At 69.4% G+C, this 16,624-nt stretch carries 16 protein-coding genes; 8 read left to right on the forward strand and 8 right to left on the reverse strand.

Features of this window, described 5'->3' with window-relative positions:
- The first annotated feature begins 11 nt into the window (after positions 1-11).
- Together JWS14_RS18580 and JWS14_RS18585 are read left to right on the forward strand one after the other, a co-directional pair.
- Positions 12-2,087: a heavy metal translocating P-type ATPase gene (locus tag JWS14_RS18580; protein ID WP_206014031.1), complete on the forward strand. Its 2,076-nt coding sequence runs from the start codon at positions 12-14 to the stop codon at positions 2,085-2,087.
- Positions 2,088-2,159: 72 nt separating this feature from the next.
- Entirely contained in the window at positions 2,160-2,336 is a 177-nt protein-coding gene (locus JWS14_RS18585; protein ID WP_179377871.1) for a hypothetical protein, read from the forward strand.
- Positions 2,337-2,441: 105 nt separating this feature from the next.
- On the opposite strand, the gene JWS14_RS18590 is transcribed toward JWS14_RS18585, so the two are convergent.
- The 5 genes from JWS14_RS18590 to JWS14_RS18610 all read right to left on the reverse strand — a co-directional run bounded on the left by JWS14_RS18590 (position 2,442) and on the right by JWS14_RS18610 (position 8,154).
- A complete protein-coding gene (locus JWS14_RS18590) occupies positions 2,442-3,074 on the reverse strand; it encodes a sigma-70 family RNA polymerase sigma factor (RefSeq protein ID WP_095865344.1) in 633 nt (210 codons plus the stop codon).
- 488 nt (positions 3,075-3,562) lie between these two features.
- A complete protein-coding gene (locus JWS14_RS18595) occupies positions 3,563-4,372 on the reverse strand; it encodes an ABC transporter permease (RefSeq protein WP_206014032.1) in 810 nt (269 codons plus the stop codon).
- Complete coding sequence (locus tag JWS14_RS18600) at positions 4,369-5,295, reverse strand: ATP-binding cassette domain-containing protein (RefSeq protein WP_206014033.1); 927 nt, start codon at positions 5,293-5,295, stop codon at positions 4,369-4,371. Before JWS14_RS18600 ends, JWS14_RS18595 begins: the two co-directional genes overlap by 4 nt.
- 284 nt (positions 5,296-5,579) lie before the next feature.
- Complete coding sequence (locus JWS14_RS18605) at positions 5,580-6,806, reverse strand: MFS transporter (protein WP_206014034.1); 1,227 nt, start codon at positions 6,804-6,806, stop codon at positions 5,580-5,582.
- A gap of 4 nt (positions 6,807-6,810) precedes the next feature.
- Complete coding sequence (locus tag JWS14_RS18610) at positions 6,811-8,154, reverse strand: NAD(P)-binding domain-containing protein (protein ID WP_206014035.1); 1,344 nt, start codon at positions 8,152-8,154, stop codon at positions 6,811-6,813.
- A 103-nt stretch (positions 8,155-8,257) separates the two neighbouring features.
- Between JWS14_RS18610 and JWS14_RS18615 the strand changes: the two genes are divergently transcribed.
- The 6 genes from JWS14_RS18615 (at position 8,258) to JWS14_RS18640 (ending at position 12,581) form a co-directional block, all read left to right on the forward strand.
- On the forward strand, positions 8,258-9,121 hold the full coding sequence (locus tag JWS14_RS18615) for a helix-turn-helix domain-containing GNAT family N-acetyltransferase (protein WP_072944999.1): 864 nt from the start codon (positions 8,258-8,260) through the stop codon (positions 9,119-9,121).
- A 25-nt stretch (positions 9,122-9,146) separates the two neighbouring features.
- Positions 9,147-9,677, forward strand: a complete 531-nt coding sequence (locus JWS14_RS18620; RefSeq protein WP_206016090.1) for a DinB family protein — start codon at positions 9,147-9,149, stop codon at positions 9,675-9,677.
- 101 nt (positions 9,678-9,778) lie between these two features.
- On the forward strand, positions 9,779-10,621 hold the full coding sequence (locus JWS14_RS18625; protein WP_206014036.1) for a class I SAM-dependent methyltransferase: 843 nt from the start codon (positions 9,779-9,781) through the stop codon (positions 10,619-10,621).
- A 78-nt stretch (positions 10,622-10,699) separates the two neighbouring features.
- Complete coding sequence (locus JWS14_RS18630) at positions 10,700-11,089, forward strand: ArsR/SmtB family transcription factor (RefSeq protein ID WP_206014037.1); 390 nt, start codon at positions 10,700-10,702, stop codon at positions 11,087-11,089.
- Positions 11,086-12,177: an ACR3 family arsenite efflux transporter gene (arsB, locus tag JWS14_RS18635; protein ID WP_206014038.1), complete on the forward strand. Its 1,092-nt coding sequence runs from the start codon at positions 11,086-11,088 to the stop codon at positions 12,175-12,177. The genes JWS14_RS18630 and arsB overlap by 4 nt, the downstream gene beginning before the upstream one ends.
- Complete coding sequence (locus tag JWS14_RS18640; protein ID WP_206014039.1) at positions 12,174-12,581, forward strand: arsenate reductase ArsC; 408 nt, start codon at positions 12,174-12,176, stop codon at positions 12,579-12,581. The genes arsB and JWS14_RS18640 overlap by 4 nt, the downstream gene beginning before the upstream one ends.
- 96 nt (positions 12,582-12,677) lie before the next feature.
- Here the strand turns inward: JWS14_RS18640 and JWS14_RS18645 are convergent, their stop codons facing one another.
- The 3 genes from JWS14_RS18645 to JWS14_RS18655 form a co-directional block, all read right to left on the reverse strand.
- The gene (locus JWS14_RS18645; RefSeq protein WP_206014040.1) at positions 12,678-14,342 is read right to left on the reverse strand and encodes an FAD-dependent monooxygenase; all 1,665 of its coding nucleotides are present in this window, start codon (positions 14,340-14,342) and stop codon (positions 12,678-12,680) included.
- Between the two features lie 36 nt (positions 14,343-14,378).
- The gene (locus JWS14_RS18650) at positions 14,379-15,341 is read right to left on the reverse strand and encodes an MBL fold metallo-hydrolase (RefSeq protein WP_206014041.1); all 963 of its coding nucleotides are present in this window, start codon (positions 15,339-15,341) and stop codon (positions 14,379-14,381) included.
- A 197-nt stretch (positions 15,342-15,538) separates the two neighbouring features.
- The gene (locus tag JWS14_RS18655) at positions 15,539-16,594 is read right to left on the reverse strand and encodes a YeiH family protein (RefSeq protein WP_206014042.1); all 1,056 of its coding nucleotides are present in this window, start codon (positions 16,592-16,594) and stop codon (positions 15,539-15,541) included.
- Positions 16,595-16,624: the final 30 nt, after the last annotated feature.

Below are 16,624 nucleotides of genomic sequence, written 5' to 3' on the forward strand. Positions count from 1 at the left end.
AGGGAGCAGGCATGTCTCACGATCATCAGAAGGAAATGGAACAGGTCCGGCACACCGGACACGAAAATCACGACGCCCACACCGATCGGCACGCCGGCCACGGCGCGCACGGTGAGGTGTTCCGGCAGAAGTTCTGGATCAGTCTCGCGCTGTCGGTGCCGGTGGTGGTGTTCAGCCACATGTTCGCCGACCTCCTCGGCTACACCGTCCCCGACTTTCCCGGTGCGTCGTGGATTCCGCCGGTGGTCGGTACCGCGATCTTCTTCTACGGCGGCGCACCGTTCCTCACCGGCGCGTGGAGCGAATTGAAGTCGCGGCAGCCGGGCATGATGCTGCTGATCGGGATGGCAATCACGGTCGCGTTCCTCGCGTCGTGGGTGACGACCCTGCAGATCGGCGGGTTCAACCTCGACTTCTGGTGGGAACTGGCGCTTCTCATCGTCATCATGCTGCTCGGTCACTGGCTGGAGATGCGGGCACTGGGGTCGGCGTCCGGGGCCCTCGACGCGCTCGCCGCGCTGCTCCCGGACACCGCGGACAGGGTCACCAACGACGGCGTCACCGAGGTGCCCGTCTCCGAACTCGCCACCGGCGACCTGGTGCTGGTGCGGGCAGGCGGCCGCATTCCCGCCGACGGCACCGTCGAGGACGGCCGCGCGGAGGTCGACGAATCGATGATCACCGGCGAATCCACCCCCGTCCCACGGTCGGTCGGCGACCCCGTGGTCGCGGGCACCGTCGCCACCGACAGCGCGCTGCGGATCACCGTCGGCGCCGTGGGGGAGGACACCGCGCTCGCCGGCATCCAGCGACTGGTCGCCGACGCGCAGTCGTCCTCGTCCCGCGCCCAGGCCCTCGCCGACCGCGCGGCCGCGTTCCTGTTCTATTTCGCCTCGATCGCAGGACTTCTCACGTTCGTGGTGTGGTCGCTGCTCGGCAACGTGGACGAGGCCGTGGTGCGGACCGTCACCGTTCTGGTGATCGCCTGCCCGCACGCCCTTGGCCTGGCGATCCCCCTCGTGATCGCCATTTCCACCGAGCGGGCCGCGAGGGCCGGTGTGCTGGTGAAGGACCGGCTGGCTCTCGAACGCATGCGCGGCGTCGACGTCGTGCTGTTCGACAAGACCGGCACCCTCACCCAGGGCAGGCACGCGGTGACGGGCCTCGTCGCGACGGCCGGTGTCACCGACACCGACCTGCTCGCGCTCGCCGGCGCCGTGGAGGCCGATAGCGAGCACCCGGTCGCCCGCGCGATCGTCGCCGAGACTGCCGCGAAGGTTCCCGCCGAGTCCCGCCGCACCGCCACCGAATTCCGGTCGTTGCCCGGACGCGGCGTCCGCGCCGAGGTCGCCGGCGAGGAGGTCGCCGTCGGCGGACCGGCAATGCTCGCCGAACTGAACGTGACGGTCCCCGACGACGTTGCGGCGCACACGAAACGGTGGGTCGAGCGCGGCGCCGCCGTCCTCCACGTCGTCCGCGACGGGAAGGCGCTCGGCGCGGTGGCGCTCGAGGACGCCGTCCGCGAGGAGTCCCGGCAGGCTATCGACGCCCTGCACGCACGGGGTGTGAAGGTCGCGATGATCACCGGCGACGCCCGGCAGGTCGCCGACGCCGTCGCCGCCGACCTCGGGATCGACGAGGCGTTCGCCGACGTCCTGCCCGAGAACAAGGACGCACAGGTGGCGGCACTCCAGGCCCGCGGCCACCGCGTCGCGATGGTCGGCGACGGGGTCAACGACGCCCCCGCGCTCGCCCGCGCCGACGTGGGTGTCGCCATCGGAGCCGGCACGGACGTCGCCATCGAGTCGGCGGGGGTCGTCCTCGCCGCCGACGACCCCCGTGCGGTTCTGTCGATTATCGATCTATCGCAGGCGAGCTACCGCAAGATGTGGCAGAACCTGGTGTGGGCCACCGGTTACAACATCATCGCCGTCCCGTTGGCCGCGGGCGTCCTCGCGTTCGCCGGGGTCGCGATCTCCCCCGCGGTCGCGGCGATCCTGATGTCGATCTCCACCATCGTCGTCGCCCTCAACGCGCAGCTGTTGCGACGACTCGATCTGGATCCGGAACGGCTGAGCCGGCACTGACCGGGGTCTGCGTCCATTCCCATTCTCCTCCGTCTGTTCGGGTACCCATCCCCACGGATCAAGGAGTTCACCATGAGCAACCCGAACGAGTTCGAGACCCCGGCGACGGATCGGACGGACATGACACCGCAGGCCGCGGCGCCGACGTGTTGCAGCACCGAACGGCAGACCACCTGCTGCGATCGCAGCGAGAAGTCGACGTGCTGCGGTCCGGCGGCAACGGCCGGCGGCGGGTGCGGCTGCCAGTAGTCCTTACCCGGCAACGGTGCGGTGCGAGCGTTGGGCTCGCACCGCACCGCCGTCTGTGCGTGGTGTCGCGCGATCTAGGGGCGCCTCTCGAGCGGGTGTGCCGGTCTACTGGTCCGTCGTGGGTGTGGCTCCGCAGGCGCAGGATCCGCCGCTGCGGGGCTGGTAGTCGTGCACGTGCCCGGCGCGATCCTGGCTGATCTCACAACACGCGTGCAATTGGGCCTGAAGGGCGGCGCGGCCTCGCTGGACCCGGGATTTCATCCCGGACACCGAGATTCCCGCCTCACCCGCGGCCGCGGCGTGGGTTCGGGCGTCGAGGTCGACCATCTTCACCGCCGCGGCCTGCTCGGCGGGCAGCCCGGAGAGCATCGGCACCAGGCAGGAGGCGAGTTCCTTCTCCGCCGCCTCGTCGACATCCGATTCGTCGTCCGGTGGAGTGTCGGGGACGGCGTCGACGACCAGCTCACGCCGGTGCGGCGCGGAGCGGTAGAAGTCGGTGATCGCGTTGCGGGTGATGGCATACATCCACCCGAGGAGGCGGTCCTGATCGCGCAGATTGTCCAGGCTCTTGGCCATCCGCAGGAACACGATCGACAAGATGTCGTCGGCGTCCTCGGGGCGCGAGACCCTGCGGGCTATGAAGGCCCGCAAATCGCTCGAGAAGCTGCGCCAGAGCTGTTCGAGATCAGCTGGCTCCTGATGGGGTGCGGTCGCGGTGGTGGTCGATTCCTCGCTCATGATCCGTGGTTCCTTTCCGTTTCCAGCATCCCCGTCCGGCGGCGCGGTGGCGACCCCGGGGAACGACCTCTCCGGTACCGACGGCGGCGGCCGCAATCGGACGCACCCGCGATAGAACGCAGTCTGCGTCCGAATCCGGTTTGCCTCGTCTGTATGGGTGTCGATGTCGATGACGGGTTCTCCGATTCGACGTACCAGTAGAAGCGCGGCGAGGAGGTGAGAGCGATGTTGACCACACACCTGTTTTCGGGTCTGACCAGCGAAGAGGTCGATCTGATCGTGGCGGAGGAACTGCATCTGCTCGACGCCGCCGCATGAGCGCCGTCGACGCCCGCACCGGGCGTATCCGCTGACCACAGCGCTCTCCCAGCCTCTACCCCCTCTGCGGGTAGGGGCCAGAAGAGTGCCCGGCTCCGGGTAGGCGCCGCACACAAAGCCTGCCCTGTCCCTCTCCTTACTCGGGAGGGACAGGGCAGGTTCGTCGTTGTTCAGCGGCCGCGGGCCGACCGAATCAGGCGGGTGAGGACGGGGACGGCGGTCACCGCCGCCCACAACCCGACCGCCGCAACCAGGGCTGCGGCGGTGTCGCCGGCGGTGGCGGTGCCGAGGACGTGCCCGCGCAGGGCGTCGGTGGCGTGCGCGACCGGATTCACCGTGGCCATTGCCTGCATCCAGCCGGGCATGGTCTCGATCGGGGCGAACGCACTCGAGACGAACATCAGCGGCATCATCACCATCATCCCGGCGAACTGGACCACGTCCGGGCGCCGCAGCCGATCCCCGATCAGTCCGAACAACGCGCTCATCGCCCCCGCCAGCACCACCAGCACCACGACCGCGGACACGGCATCGACGGCGCTGCCGTGGAACTCGAAACCCAAAGCCACGGCGGCGATCCCGAGCAATGCGGCCCGGGCGAGGGTGAACACGGCCTCATTGATGGTGCGAGCGATACCGGGTAGGCCTGCGCGCATCGGCAGGGCCGCGAAGCGGTCGTGCAGGCCGTTGGTGTGATCGATCGCAGCGGACACTCCGGCGTTGGTGCCGGCCATCACTGTGGAGACGGCGAGCATCGCCGGGGTGAGGAAAACGATGTAGCTGACCCCCGCCGGGAAGCCCGGGCCGGCCGCGACACTGCGGAAGACCTGGCTGAACAGCACCAGCATCGCCATCGGCATGGTCAGCGAGAACATCAGCAATTGCGGAACCCGGGCACTGGTGCGCAGGTTCCGGACGGTCAGAGCGACGAGCTGGTTCCCGATCGAAGCCCGGGCGATCGCGGGCGTGGTGGTGGTCATCGGTGGGCTCCGGGGGTGTGGGCGAGGTGGGTGAAGACGTCGTCGAGGCTCGGGGAGGTCACGTCCAGGTCGGTGACCTCGATGCCTCCGCGGTGCAGGCCGGCGACCAGGGCGGTCGCGGCGGGGGCGTCGTCGACGGTGACCGACACCCGAACCCGGTCGCCGTCGACCCGGTCCGTGTCCGGGATGAACGGCAGACTTCCCAGTTGGTGGGTGGGGACGGTGGCGGTCAGGACCTTGCCGCCGACGATCCGTTTCAGTTCGGCGGGGGTGCCACGGGCGGCGACCCGCCCCCGGCGCAGGACCACGATGTGGTCGGCGAGCCGGTCGGCCTCCTCGAGGTACTGGGTCGTGAGCATCACGGTGGTGCCCGCAGTGGTGAGCTCGTCCACGACGTCCCACAGTCCGGCGCGGGCGATCGGGTCCAGGCCGGTGGTCGGCTCGTCCAGGAACAGCACCGACGGGGATCCGACGAGGCTGGCGGCCAGATCGATTCGGCGGCGCGAGCCCCCGGAGAGTTCCCCGACCCGGCGGGTCGCGTACTCGTGCAGCCCGAGCCGGTCGATCAGCGCGTCGGCCCGCGCCCGAGCGGTGCGGCGCAGCCCGGTCAGTCGGCCGATCAGCTCCAGATTCTCTCGGGCGGTGAGGAATTCGTCGAGTCCGGCGTATTGGCCGGTCACCCCGATCCGGCGGCGCACCCGGTCGGCGTCGGCGATGACGTCGAGGCCCTCGATCTGCACGCGGCCGACGGTGGGGCGCACCAGGGTGGTGAGGGTGCGGATCAGGGTGGTCTTGCCGGCACCGTTGTGGCCGAGGACCCCGAGCGTGGTCCCGGCGGCGGCTTCCAGGTCGACGCCGTCGAGGGCCCAGGTTGTGCCGTAGGCGACGTGCAGGTCCTCAACGAGGACGGCGGGGGCGGTCATTTCACACCCCCGCCGTGGCCGCCGGCCGCGTGGCCGGTTCCGGTGGGAGAGAACGGGTGGGTGGACATCGGAGGATTCCTCTCGAAGAAGGGCTTGCTCCCACCCGATGTGGATGGAAGTTACCTCCTCAGACGAACCACCCGCGAGAGGGACGCACCCGCCGTCGAATCAGCTCCCTATCGGACGCGGCTGAGCCTGCTCACCAGGTGGTGGGAGTCGCGGCCCACCATGCGCAACGACGCCGATGACAGCGAGCGTTGCCACTCCAAGACCGACCCAAGTTTTCAAGAAGGATTGGCGGCCTTGCTGTGGTGGGGGATGCTGGCGGCCCCGATGAGGGCGGCGACCACAGCAAGGGCGGCGAGGATCAGGTAGGCGTGGGCGTAGCTGCCCGTCCACGCCGACAGGGCGGTCCCGGCCCAGGGGGCGAGAGCCATGACGATGACGACCGGCGCGGACATCAGCCCGTTCAGGCGCCCGTAGTGGGTGGCGCCCCATCGGTCGGTGATCGCGGTGGCCTGGATCAGGGTGAAGATCCCGCGGACTAGCCCCGCGCCGATGGCGACAGCAATCAGCGCGACCACCGAGGTCACGATCCCGAGCAACGCGGTGCTCGCGGCGGTGGCGGCGAGGATCACCACGGTGCGGGTGCGGGCAGTGGTGCGGGCAGCGATCGGGAGGTAGCCGAGGCGGCCGAGGACCTGCCCGGCACCGCCGAGTCCGAGCGTCAGGGCGGCGAGGGATGGGGAGAAGCCCTGCTCGATCAGCAGCGGCACCAGGTTGAACACCCCGGCGAACGCGGCGAACGCCCCGAGACTCAGGGCCGCAACGAGGGCGAGGAAAGCCGGGCTGCGGGAGGCGTCCCGGTGATCGACCGGATGGTTCCCGGTCGGGGCAGGTGGGTGCGGCCACCGACCGCGCAACCCCAGCAGGTGCCCGGGCACGGTGATGATCGCCAGGATCGCGGCGAGGACGAGATACGTGGCCCGCCAGTCGTACCGGCCGACCAGCGCCGCGGTCAGCGGGGCGAAGACGGTGCTGGCCAACCCGGCGGCGAGGGTGAGGATCATCAGGGCTTTGACGTATTTGTCGCCGTACCAGCGGGTCAGCGCCGCAAACGCGGGCGGATACAGCACCGCGCCCATCGCGATCCCGGCGGCGATCCATCCGGCGTAGAAGATCGGCAGGTTCGGTGCGGCCGCGACCACCAGCAGGGACGGGACGGCCACGACGGAGCCGGCGGTCATCACGACCCGGGGCCCGATGCGGTCGATGATCCGTCCCACCGGGATGCCCGTGAGTGCTGCGGCGAGTTGGGAGAGGGAGAAGGCGGCGGTGAGCACCGGCAGCGACCACCCGGTGTCCGCCGAAATGGACACCGACAGCACCGGGAACGCGTAGTAGAGGATGCCCCAGCTGGTGATCTCGGTCAGGCACAGTACCGCCAGCACCCGCCGCAGACCGGTCTCGTCGAGGGACGCGGTCTGCGGCAGGGTCCGGGTGCCGGTCACCGGGTTATCCGCCCGCGCGGGTGGACAGGGCGATCAGCTGCGGGTCCGGGGCGGCGCAGCACCCCACGGATTCTTCCGCTGCCGCCGGGGTGTCGGGGTCGTCGAACACCCCGGCGCCGCCGCACACCCCGGTCTCCGGCAGGGTCAGTTCGACCCGGGCGGCGGCCTCGTGGTCCCCGGCCAGGGCGGCGGCGATGCTGCGGACCTGCTCGTACCCGGTCATCGCCAGGAACGTCGGTGCCCGCCCGTAGCTTTTCATCCCGACCAGGAACACATTCGGCTCCGGATGCGACAGTTCGGCGACCCCGTGCGGGTAGACGGTGCCGCAGGAATGCACGTTCGGATCGATCAGCGGCGCCAACTCGGTGGGGGCCTGCAGCACCGGATCGAGGCCGAGGCGGATCTCCGACAGCCAGGACAGGTCGGGGCGGAACCCGGTGAGCGCCACCACCCGATCCACGTCCTCGATGCGGGCGCCGGTGTCGGACACCAACACCACCCGGTCACCGTGGGGTTCGATGGTGGCGGTGCGGAACCCGGGAACCACCGTCAGCAGTCCGTCGTCGACCGCGGCCTTGGCGCGCAGGCCGAGGGCGCCGCGGGCGGGCAGCTGGTCGTCCTCGCCGCCGCCGAAGGCTCCGCCGACGTCGCCGCGGCGCAGCACCCAGCTGATCCGAGTGCCCGCCGCCTGCTTCTCCAAATTGGCCAGGGCGACGATGGCGGTCAGCGCGGAGTGCCCGCTGCCGGCGATCACGATGTGCTTGCCCGCGTACCGGGCGCGCACCTCGGGGTCGTCGACGTTCGGGACCCGGTATTCGAGGACGTCGGCCGCTGCTTTCTCGCCGAGCGCGGGCAGGCCCTCGCCGCCGAGCGGGTTGGGGGTGGTCCAGGTCCCGGAGGCGTCGATCACGGCCTGGGCGGTGATGCGGTCCTCGGTGCCGTCGGCACGGCGCAGGTGCACCGACAACGGTTCGGTGTCGCGGCCGGCGTCGACGACCCGGTCCCGCCCGCGACGGGCCACGCCGACCACTTCGGTGCCCAGTTTCACGATGTTGCCGAGTGCGGCGGCCAGCGGGACCAGGTAGTCCTGGGTCCAGTCCTGGCCAGTTGGATACGCCTCGTCGTCCGGGGCCGTCCAGTCGGTGGTCTCGAGGAGGCGGCGGGCGGCCGGGTCGATCAGCTCCCCCCACCGGGAGAACAGCCGCACGTGGTTCCACTCGGCGATCGCGGCACCGGCGCTGTCACCGCGTTCGAAGACCAGCGGGGTCAGGCCGCGTTCACGCAGCTGGGCGGCGGCGGCGAGGCCGATCGGTCCGGCGCCTACGACGACTACGGGCATGGTGTTCATCTCGAAAATCCTTCCATCGACGTTCATCGATCTTCTGCTATCGGAGAGTATCGACGTGCGTCGATGAATGCAACCATCGATGGATATCGATATAGTGGTGGGCATGACTTCCCTGGACATGCCCACCGTCCGCACCCCCGGCGAAGTGGATGCGTTGGCGCCGGAGGACGCGGCCACCTACGCCGGGTGGTTCGCCTGCCTGGCCGATCCGACCCGGGTGCGGCTGCTGCATCAGGTCGCCTCCCGTCCGGCCGGGATCACCGTGGGCGAGCTCGCGGAGGCCTTGGGGATCGGGCAGCCGACCGTCTCGCACCACGTCCGCAAGCTCGCCGATGTCGGTTTCGTCTCGGTGCACAAGCGGAGCACCAGCACCGTCGTCATGGTCAACCCGGCGTGCTGCACCGGGTTGCCGCACGCCGCGGACGCGGTGATGGGGGTGCTGACCCCGCGCCCGTGCTGCCCGGACGACCTGCCCGACGACGTCACCGTCCGCCCCATGGCCGAGCAGGATTGGGACGCGGTGCGCCGGATCTACGGCGAGGGCATCGCCACCCGCACTGCCACCTTCACCACCGAGGTCCCCCTCCAGACCGCTCTGGACGCGCAGTGGCTGCCGGGGCATCGGTGGGTCGCCGAGATCGACGACATTGTGGTCGGCTGGGCCGCGCTGTCCCCGACCTCCGGACGGGACTGCTACGCCGGGGTGGCCGAGAACTCCGTCTACGTCGCCGACGGCATGCGCGGGCGAGGCGTCGGAAAGGCACTGCTGCGTACCCAGGTGATCGCCGCGGACGAGGCCGGGCTGTGGACGCTGCAGACCTCGATCTTCCCGGAGAATCGGGCCTCCATCGCCCTGCACCACTCCGCCGGGTTCCGCACCCTCGGTGTCCGTGAACGCATCGCCCAGCTCGACGGGATCTGGCGGGACACCGTCTTCCTCGAACGCCGTTCTCCTGTCGCCGGATAACCTCTCGAAACAGTTGGGGCACATGATGTCCGAGCCGCCACCGGTTGATCGGGCCGCGATCGCCGCCGATCTGGAGCGGGCCCGGGTCGCGTTGCACGAGTTGGTCGACGGCGCGAGTACCGAGCAGCTCGCTCGGCGCTCGTCCGGCACCCGCTGGACCAACGAGCAACTGCTGTTCCACATGGTGTTCGGCTACATGGTCGTCCGGCGGCTGCTGATCATGGTCCGGGTATTCTCCCGGCTGCCCGACCCGGTCGGCCGAGGGTTCGCCCGCGCCCTGAACGCCGCGACACCGGTGTTCCACCAGATCAACTATTTCGGCTCGTGCGCGGCGGCCACCGTCTTCAACCAAAGGCGGATGGGCCGCCAATGCGACCGCGTCATCGCGAAGCTGCAACGCTCCCTCACCCGGGAATCCGAGACGAACCTACGGCTCAGCATGGCGTTCCCGGTGCGCTGGGATCCGTTCTTCACCGAGACCATGACCCTCGAGCAGGTCTACCGATACCCGGGCAAGCACTTCGACTTCCACCGCGCCCAGCTCACTGTCGGCTGACGCATTCCGCCGAAAATCAGCTTGCGTGCGTCCTTCCGGGCCGGCCGTCGTCTATTGGTATGCCGACATCCGGCACCCACCATCGAGGACGAGGAAACGACATGACCACCATTCCCACCGATACAGACACCGACCGCGCGCTCAAGGCCAAGCACCGGGCGTTGTGGGCCTCCGGCGACTACCCGACCGTCGCCGCCGAGCTGATTCCGACCCTCGGCGAGGTGCTCGTGGAGGCAGCCGATATCCGCGCCGGCCAGCGGGTGCTCGACGTCGCCGCCGGCAGCGGCAACGCCGCGATCCCGGCCGCAGCGCGCGGCGCCACCGTCGTCGCGTCGGACCTGACGCCGGAACTGTTCGACGCAGGGCGAGCGATCGCCGCCCAGCGCGGCGTCGAGCTGGACTGGGTCGAGGCCGACGCCGAGGCATTGGCGTTCGACGACGACAGCTTTGACGCGGTCATCTCGGTCGTCGGGGCCATGTTCGCGCCGCACCATCAGCAGACCGCCGACGAGATGCTGCGCGTCTGCCGACCCGGCGGCACCATCGCGATGATCAACTGGACACCGCAGGGTCTGATCGGCAACCTGTTCAAGACCATGGCACCCTACGCACCGCCCCCGCCGCGCGGTGCGACCCCGCCGCCGTTGTGGGGCGACGAGCAACACGTCCGCGACTTGTTCGGCGACCGGGTGACCGCGCTCGACGCGCACCGCCAGTCGCTCGCGATCGACCGCTTCGCAGACCCGACCGAGTTCCGGGAGTTCTGGAAACGCAACTACGGCCCGACGATCGCCGTGCACCGCCACAATGCCGCGGATCCGGATCGGATCGCGAACCTCGAGCGGGACTTCCTGCAATTCCTCACCGCGTGGAATCGGGCCGATGCGCCCCGTCGGACACACTACGACGCCGAGTACCTGCTCGTCACCGCGCGCAAGCGGTAGCCCGCATCGGCCCTCGGTCACCGGCAGCGCATCGCCTGTTGGGTTGCCTCCTGATTCGACACCTGTCAATATCGACGTATGTCGAATCAAAATTCGGAGAGCGGTGCCTGTTGCTCACCCCTGGCACGCGAACCGTTGACCGAGGACTGGGCCGGCGATCTGGCCCGGATGTTCAAGGCCCTGGGTGATCCGGTCAGGTTGCGCCTACTGTCGCTGATCGCCTCCCACGCCGGGGGTGAAGCCTGCGTCTGCGACATCTCCGCGACGATCGACCTGTCGCAGCCGACGATCTCGCATCACCTGAAGGTGTTGCGCTCGGCCGGACTGCTGGATTGCGAACGCCGCGGCACCTGGGTGTACTACTGGGTGATCCCCTCGGCCCTGCAGCAACTGTCTGCCGTGCTGCTTACCGAGGGCGGACCGGTCGTCCCGTCCGAGGCCTGCACCACCACGGAGGTGCCGGCGTGAGCGAGGCCACCACCGCACACCAGCACCCGGCCGTCGTCGGCAAACTCTCCACCCTCGACCGGTTCCTGCCGGTGTGGATCGGCATCGCCATGGTCGCGGGTCTGCTGCTCGGCCGGATGATCCCCGGCCTCGGCGACGCGATGTCCGCGGTCGAGATCGACGGCATCTCGCTGCCGATCGCCCTCGGCCTGCTGATCATGATGTACCCGGTGCTCGCGAAGGTCCGCTACGACCGACTCGACACCGTCACCGGTGACCGCAAACTCCTCATCGGTTCGTTGGTGCTGAACTGGGTCCTCGGCCCGGCGCTGATGTTCACCCTCGCCTGGTTGCTGCTGCCGGACCTGCCGGAATACCGCACCGGCCTGATCATCGTCGGCCTGGCCCGCTGCATCGCGATGGTGATCATCTGGAACGACCTGGCCTGCGGTGATCGAGAGGCCGCCGCCGTCCTGGTAGCGATCAACTCGGTGTTTCAGGTGGTCATGTTCGCCGTCCTCGGCTGGTTCTACCTGTCCGTACTACCCGGCTGGCTCGGCCTCGAGCAGACCACCATCGACACCTCGCCGTGGCAGATCGCGAAGTCGGTGCTGATCTTCCTCGGCATCCCCCTGCTCGCCGGCTACCTCACCCGCCGGTTCGGGGAAAAGGCCAAGGGCCGCGAATGGTACGAGTCGACATTCCTTCCCCGCATCGGGCCGTGGGCGCTCTACGGCCTGCTGTTCACCATCGTGATCCTCTTCGCCCTCCAAGGCGAGCAGATCACCTCCCGGCCCTGGGACGTCGTCCGGATCGCCATTCCCTTGCTGGCGTACTTCGCGATCATGTGGGGCGGTGGCTACACCCTCGGCGCCGTCATGGGCCTGGGCTACGAACGCACCACCACCCTGGCGTTCACCGCCGCCGGCAACAACTTCGAACTCGCCATCGCCGTCGCCATCGCCACCTACGGCGCCACCTCCGGACAGGCCCTCGCCGGTGTCGTCGGACCGCTGATCGAGGTCCCCGTCCTCGTCGGCCTGGTCTACGTCTCCCTCGCACTGCGCTCCCGGTTCCACACCTCCGCCACGGAAGGCCCGCTCCGATGACCATGCCCAGCGTGTTGTTCGTCTGCGTCCACAACGCCGGCCGCTCCCAGATGGCCGCCGGATTCCTCACCCACCTCGCCGGCGACCGGATCGAGGTCCGCTCCGCCGGGACCGCCCCGGCCGAGACCGTCAACCCGGCCGCTGTCGCGGCAATGGCCGAACTCGGCATCGACATCTCCGGCCAGTCCCCGAAAATCCTCACACCCGACACCGTCGAAAGTTCCGACGTCGTCATCACCATGGGCTGCGGCGACACCTGCCCCGTCTTCCCCGGCACGAGCTACCGGGACTGGGCCCTCGACGATCCGGCAGGCAAGGGCGTCGAGGCGGTGCGACCGATCCGCGACGAGATCAAGGCGCGGGTCGAAGCCCTGATCGCCGAACTCGTCCCCATCGCGCCTTGACGGGAAGTATCCATCTGCGCCCTCCCCGGCTGGCGAGAGGAATGGCGCCCCTCTACGACGCCCGAGGCGAGGACATGGTCGGTGCGGCCGTCGCACTCAACGTGCAGCTGTTGCGAAAACTCGATCTGGATCCGGAACGGCTGAGCCGGCACTGATCACGTCGACGACGGGTTCGGTGATCCTGTGCAGCGCGGACACCAGCCGGTCGACCGTGTCGGTGACCGCCGCGACGTAGGCGTCGGGGCGGATGACCCACACCTCGCCGGGTTTCGCGTCCAGCGCGGCGGTGAGGACACCGGTGGTGTCGATCTCCGACAGCCGGACCAGACGGATCGGTGTGTGCACCGCGCCGAGGGCCGCCGTGCGCATCTCGTCGGCGTCCACGCCGTCACCGAGCAGCAGCAGGATGCCGTTCCTGGCGATGTCGCGGAGCCGGGTGCCGCCACCGTCGCGCAGCATTACCGGGGTGTCGGGCACGAGGATTCCCGGCGCCGCGGCCGGTGTGCATCCACGATCCGGACGCCCGGCGAAGATTCGTCCCGGATCGTCTGTGGTCAAGGGTGATTCGACGTACCAGAACGGCTCGGCGAGGCGGCCGCTGTCGACCTGCGCCCGCGCCTGCGTGTCGGTGACCGCCGCGGTGAGCACGTCGCGGCGGTGCCGGTGCTGCTCGTCCGACTGCGGGACGAGGAAGTCCATCGTCGCCGTCGTGACGGCGATGTTCTCGACCGCCGCCGCGTGCCGCTCGGTGTGATACGTCTCGAGCAGCGACTCGTCCGCCCAGCCGCGCAGGACGAACGCCAGCTTCCAGGCGGCATTCTCGGAGTCGGCAACACCCGAATTCAGACCGCGGGCGCCGAACGGGGACACGATGTGCGCGGCGTCGCCGGCGAGCAGCACCCGGTCGACGCGCATCCGGTTCGCGACCCGGGAGTGGAAGCGGTACACCGATTTCCACACGATGCGGTAGTCGGTGTCGCCGATGATCTTCCGGATCCGCTCGTCCAGCGCCCCCGACCGCTCCTCGGCCTCGAGGTCGTAGTCGCCGGGCACCTGCCAGTCGATGCGGAACGTGGAATCGGGGCAGGGGTGGATGAGCACCTGCCTGCCCGGGTTCCACTCCGGGTCGAAGTAGAAGCGGCGCTCGTCGGCCCAGCCGGGGATGTCGGCGGCGATGTCGCAGATGAGGAATTTGTCGTCGAACGAGCGGCCGTCGAACGTGACCCCCAGCTGCTGCCGGATCGTGCTGCCCCGCGACCCCACCGCGACCACGGCGTAGTCGGACTCGATCACCCGGTCACCGTCGTCGGTGCGGCACGTGATGGTCACGCCGGTCTCGTCCTGGTCGACGGACGTGGCCTCGTGCCCCCACCGGACGTCGATCGACGGTGTAGCCGCGATCCGCTCGTCGAGTAGTTCCTCCGTGCGGGCCTGCGAGATGTTGACGAACGGCGGGAACGACGAGATGCCGCGGTCGACGAACGTCTGCGCGAACAGTTCGTGGTCGCGGTGGAACGTGCGGGCGCACCCCCACGTCACCCCCTCGTCGGCCAGTTGACGGCCGACGCCGATCGCGTCCCACACCTCGAGGACGTCCCGCTGCTGGCAGATGGCCTTCGACCCGATCGGATCGCGTTCGGCCCGGGCGTCGAGCAGCGTGACCGGTATGCCCCAGCGGGCCAGCAGCAACGCCGTCGTCTGCCCCACCGGGCCGTTGCCGACGACGGTGACGGTGCCGCCTCGGGTGTGTCGTCTTCCCATGATCCTCGCCTTGTCAGTGTGAAACGGTGACGGATTTCAGCCCTGCAACTGGTCCCAGACCTCGCGGTCGCGCTCGGCGGTCCAGATGACGGGCCGTTCGATGCCGGAGAGTTCGTCCCACACGCGGGAGACGTCGAACGGGAGGCAGTGTTCGAAGATCGGCCAGTGCCCGTACTGCTCGTTCAGTGCGGCGTGGGTGGCTTCGAACGCTTCCTTCAGGGTGCCGCCGCGCTGCTGCACCGCCCCGACCTCCGCGAGCATGACCTCGATGAAGTGGCGGGTCTGCTCGATCGCGGCGTCGACGGCCTCCCGGCCGTGGGAGACGGCGCCGCGTCCGCCGATGAGGACCTCGGCGCCCAGCGCCTTGATCCGGTCGAGGGTGCCGGTCGACCAGTCGCGGTGGAAGGCGTCGCCGGTGTAGAGCGCGGCCTGCGCCTCCACGAGGTCGCCGGCGAAGAGGATCTTCTGCTTCGGCAGCCACGCGGTGATGTCACCTTCGGTGTGCCCGCGGCCGAAGTGCTGGAGCACCAGGTCGCCACGCCCGCCGCCGAGGTCGATGGTCAGCTTGTCGGCGAACGTCAGGGTGGGCCACGTCAGTCCGGGCACCGAGTCGGCGGCCTTCGCGAGGCGCGGCATCCGACCGAATTCGCTTGCCCAGTCTTCCTTTCCACGCTCCTCGATGAGGGCGCGGGTGGTCTCGTGCGACACGATGGTCTCGGCGTCGAACGCGGACGCACCGAGCACGCGGACGGCGTGGTAATGCGAGAGCACCAGGTAGCGGATGGGCTTGTCGGTGTGCTCGCGCAGCTTGCGCAGCCAGTCCTGAGCGGCCACGGGGGTGGCGAGCGCCTCGAAGCAGACGACGAAGTCTTCGCCCTCGATGGCGCCGATGTTGGGATCACCCTCGGCGGTCAGCGCGTACACGCCTTCGGCGAGAACTTCCAGGGTCTGTTCCTTCTCGCCGAGGTCGGCCGAGGACGCGAAGCTTGTCGGGCTCATGCGATGCACCTAACTAATCAAAGGTTTGATTGATGGTGACCACAGTAACCCGGCTCACAAAATAATGAAAGCCTTGATCAAAATTTGTCCGGGATTTCTCCGCCCTACCCCACCCCGCCGCGACGAACGGGACGCTCGTGGCGTCAGATGCAACGAGCGTCCCGTTCGTCGCGGAAGGGGAGGCGGTGGGGACGTGCTCACCCCGCGAGCAGCACGCCCACCAGCGCGATCGAGGCCACCCAGACGGTGGAGATCGTGGCGAGGACGAAGGGGCGGGCGCCGACCTTCTTGATGGTGGCGATCTGGACGCCGGCGCCGAGGGCGAACATCGCGGCGGTGAGGAGCGCGGTCTGCAGGATCTTGGCGTCGGCGAGCAGACCCGCGGGCAGCAGGCCGGACGACCGGAGGCCGACGCAGGCGAGGAACGCGACGACGAACAGCGGGACGAGCGGCGGGCGCTTCACGTCGGCGTCGTTACCGGCGAGGGAGCGCTGCCGCACGCTGAGCACGGCCATGACCGGTGCGAGCATGAGGACGCGGGCCAGCTTGACCACCGCGGCGACGCCGAGGGCGGCACCGCCGATCGCTCCGCCGGCCGCGACGACCTGCGCGACCTCGTGGATCGACCCGCCCGCCCACAGGCCGGCGTCGGTGTCCGAGAGCCCGAGCGCCCGCGACAGCAGGGGGATCGCGGGGATCATGAGGGTGCCGAAGATGACGACGAGCGCGACGGCGGTGATCACCTCTTCCTCGTCGGCGTCCACCACCCCGTCCACCGCCGCGACCGCGGCCGCACCGCAGATCGAGAATCCGCAGGCGATGAGCAGTCGTTGCGTCCAGCTGAGGCCGAGCAGTTTGCCCGCGAACATGGTGCCGACGATGCCCAGGCAGACGATCGAGACGACCACGACGATGACGCCCCAGCCGAGTCCGAGGATGTCGCTCAACATCAACTGCAGCCCGAGGAGGGCGATGCCGACCCGGAGCAGTTTCTTGGCGGAGAACTGCAGTCCCGGGCGAAGACGCTCGGGCAGTCGCGTGACGTTCGACAGTACGGCGCCGAGCACGATGGCGATCAACAGCGGGCTCACCGTCGGCAGGAACCGGCCGATGCCCATCGCGAGAGCGGTGGCGGCGGCGCACAGCGCCAGGCCCGGGAGGACAGTCGCCGTGGCGGTCTGCAGCCGCGGCAGCGTTCCCGTGCTCTCGACGCGCTGTTCCTCGGGCTTCGATTCGCTCAGTTCGGTGCTCATGCTCCTACGGTCCGTCACTGCGGCACTTTG

It is taken from the genome of Rhodococcus koreensis, from assembly GCF_017068375.1.
Taxonomy (GTDB): Bacteria; Actinomycetota; Actinomycetes; order Mycobacteriales; family Mycobacteriaceae; genus Rhodococcus_F; species Rhodococcus_F koreensis.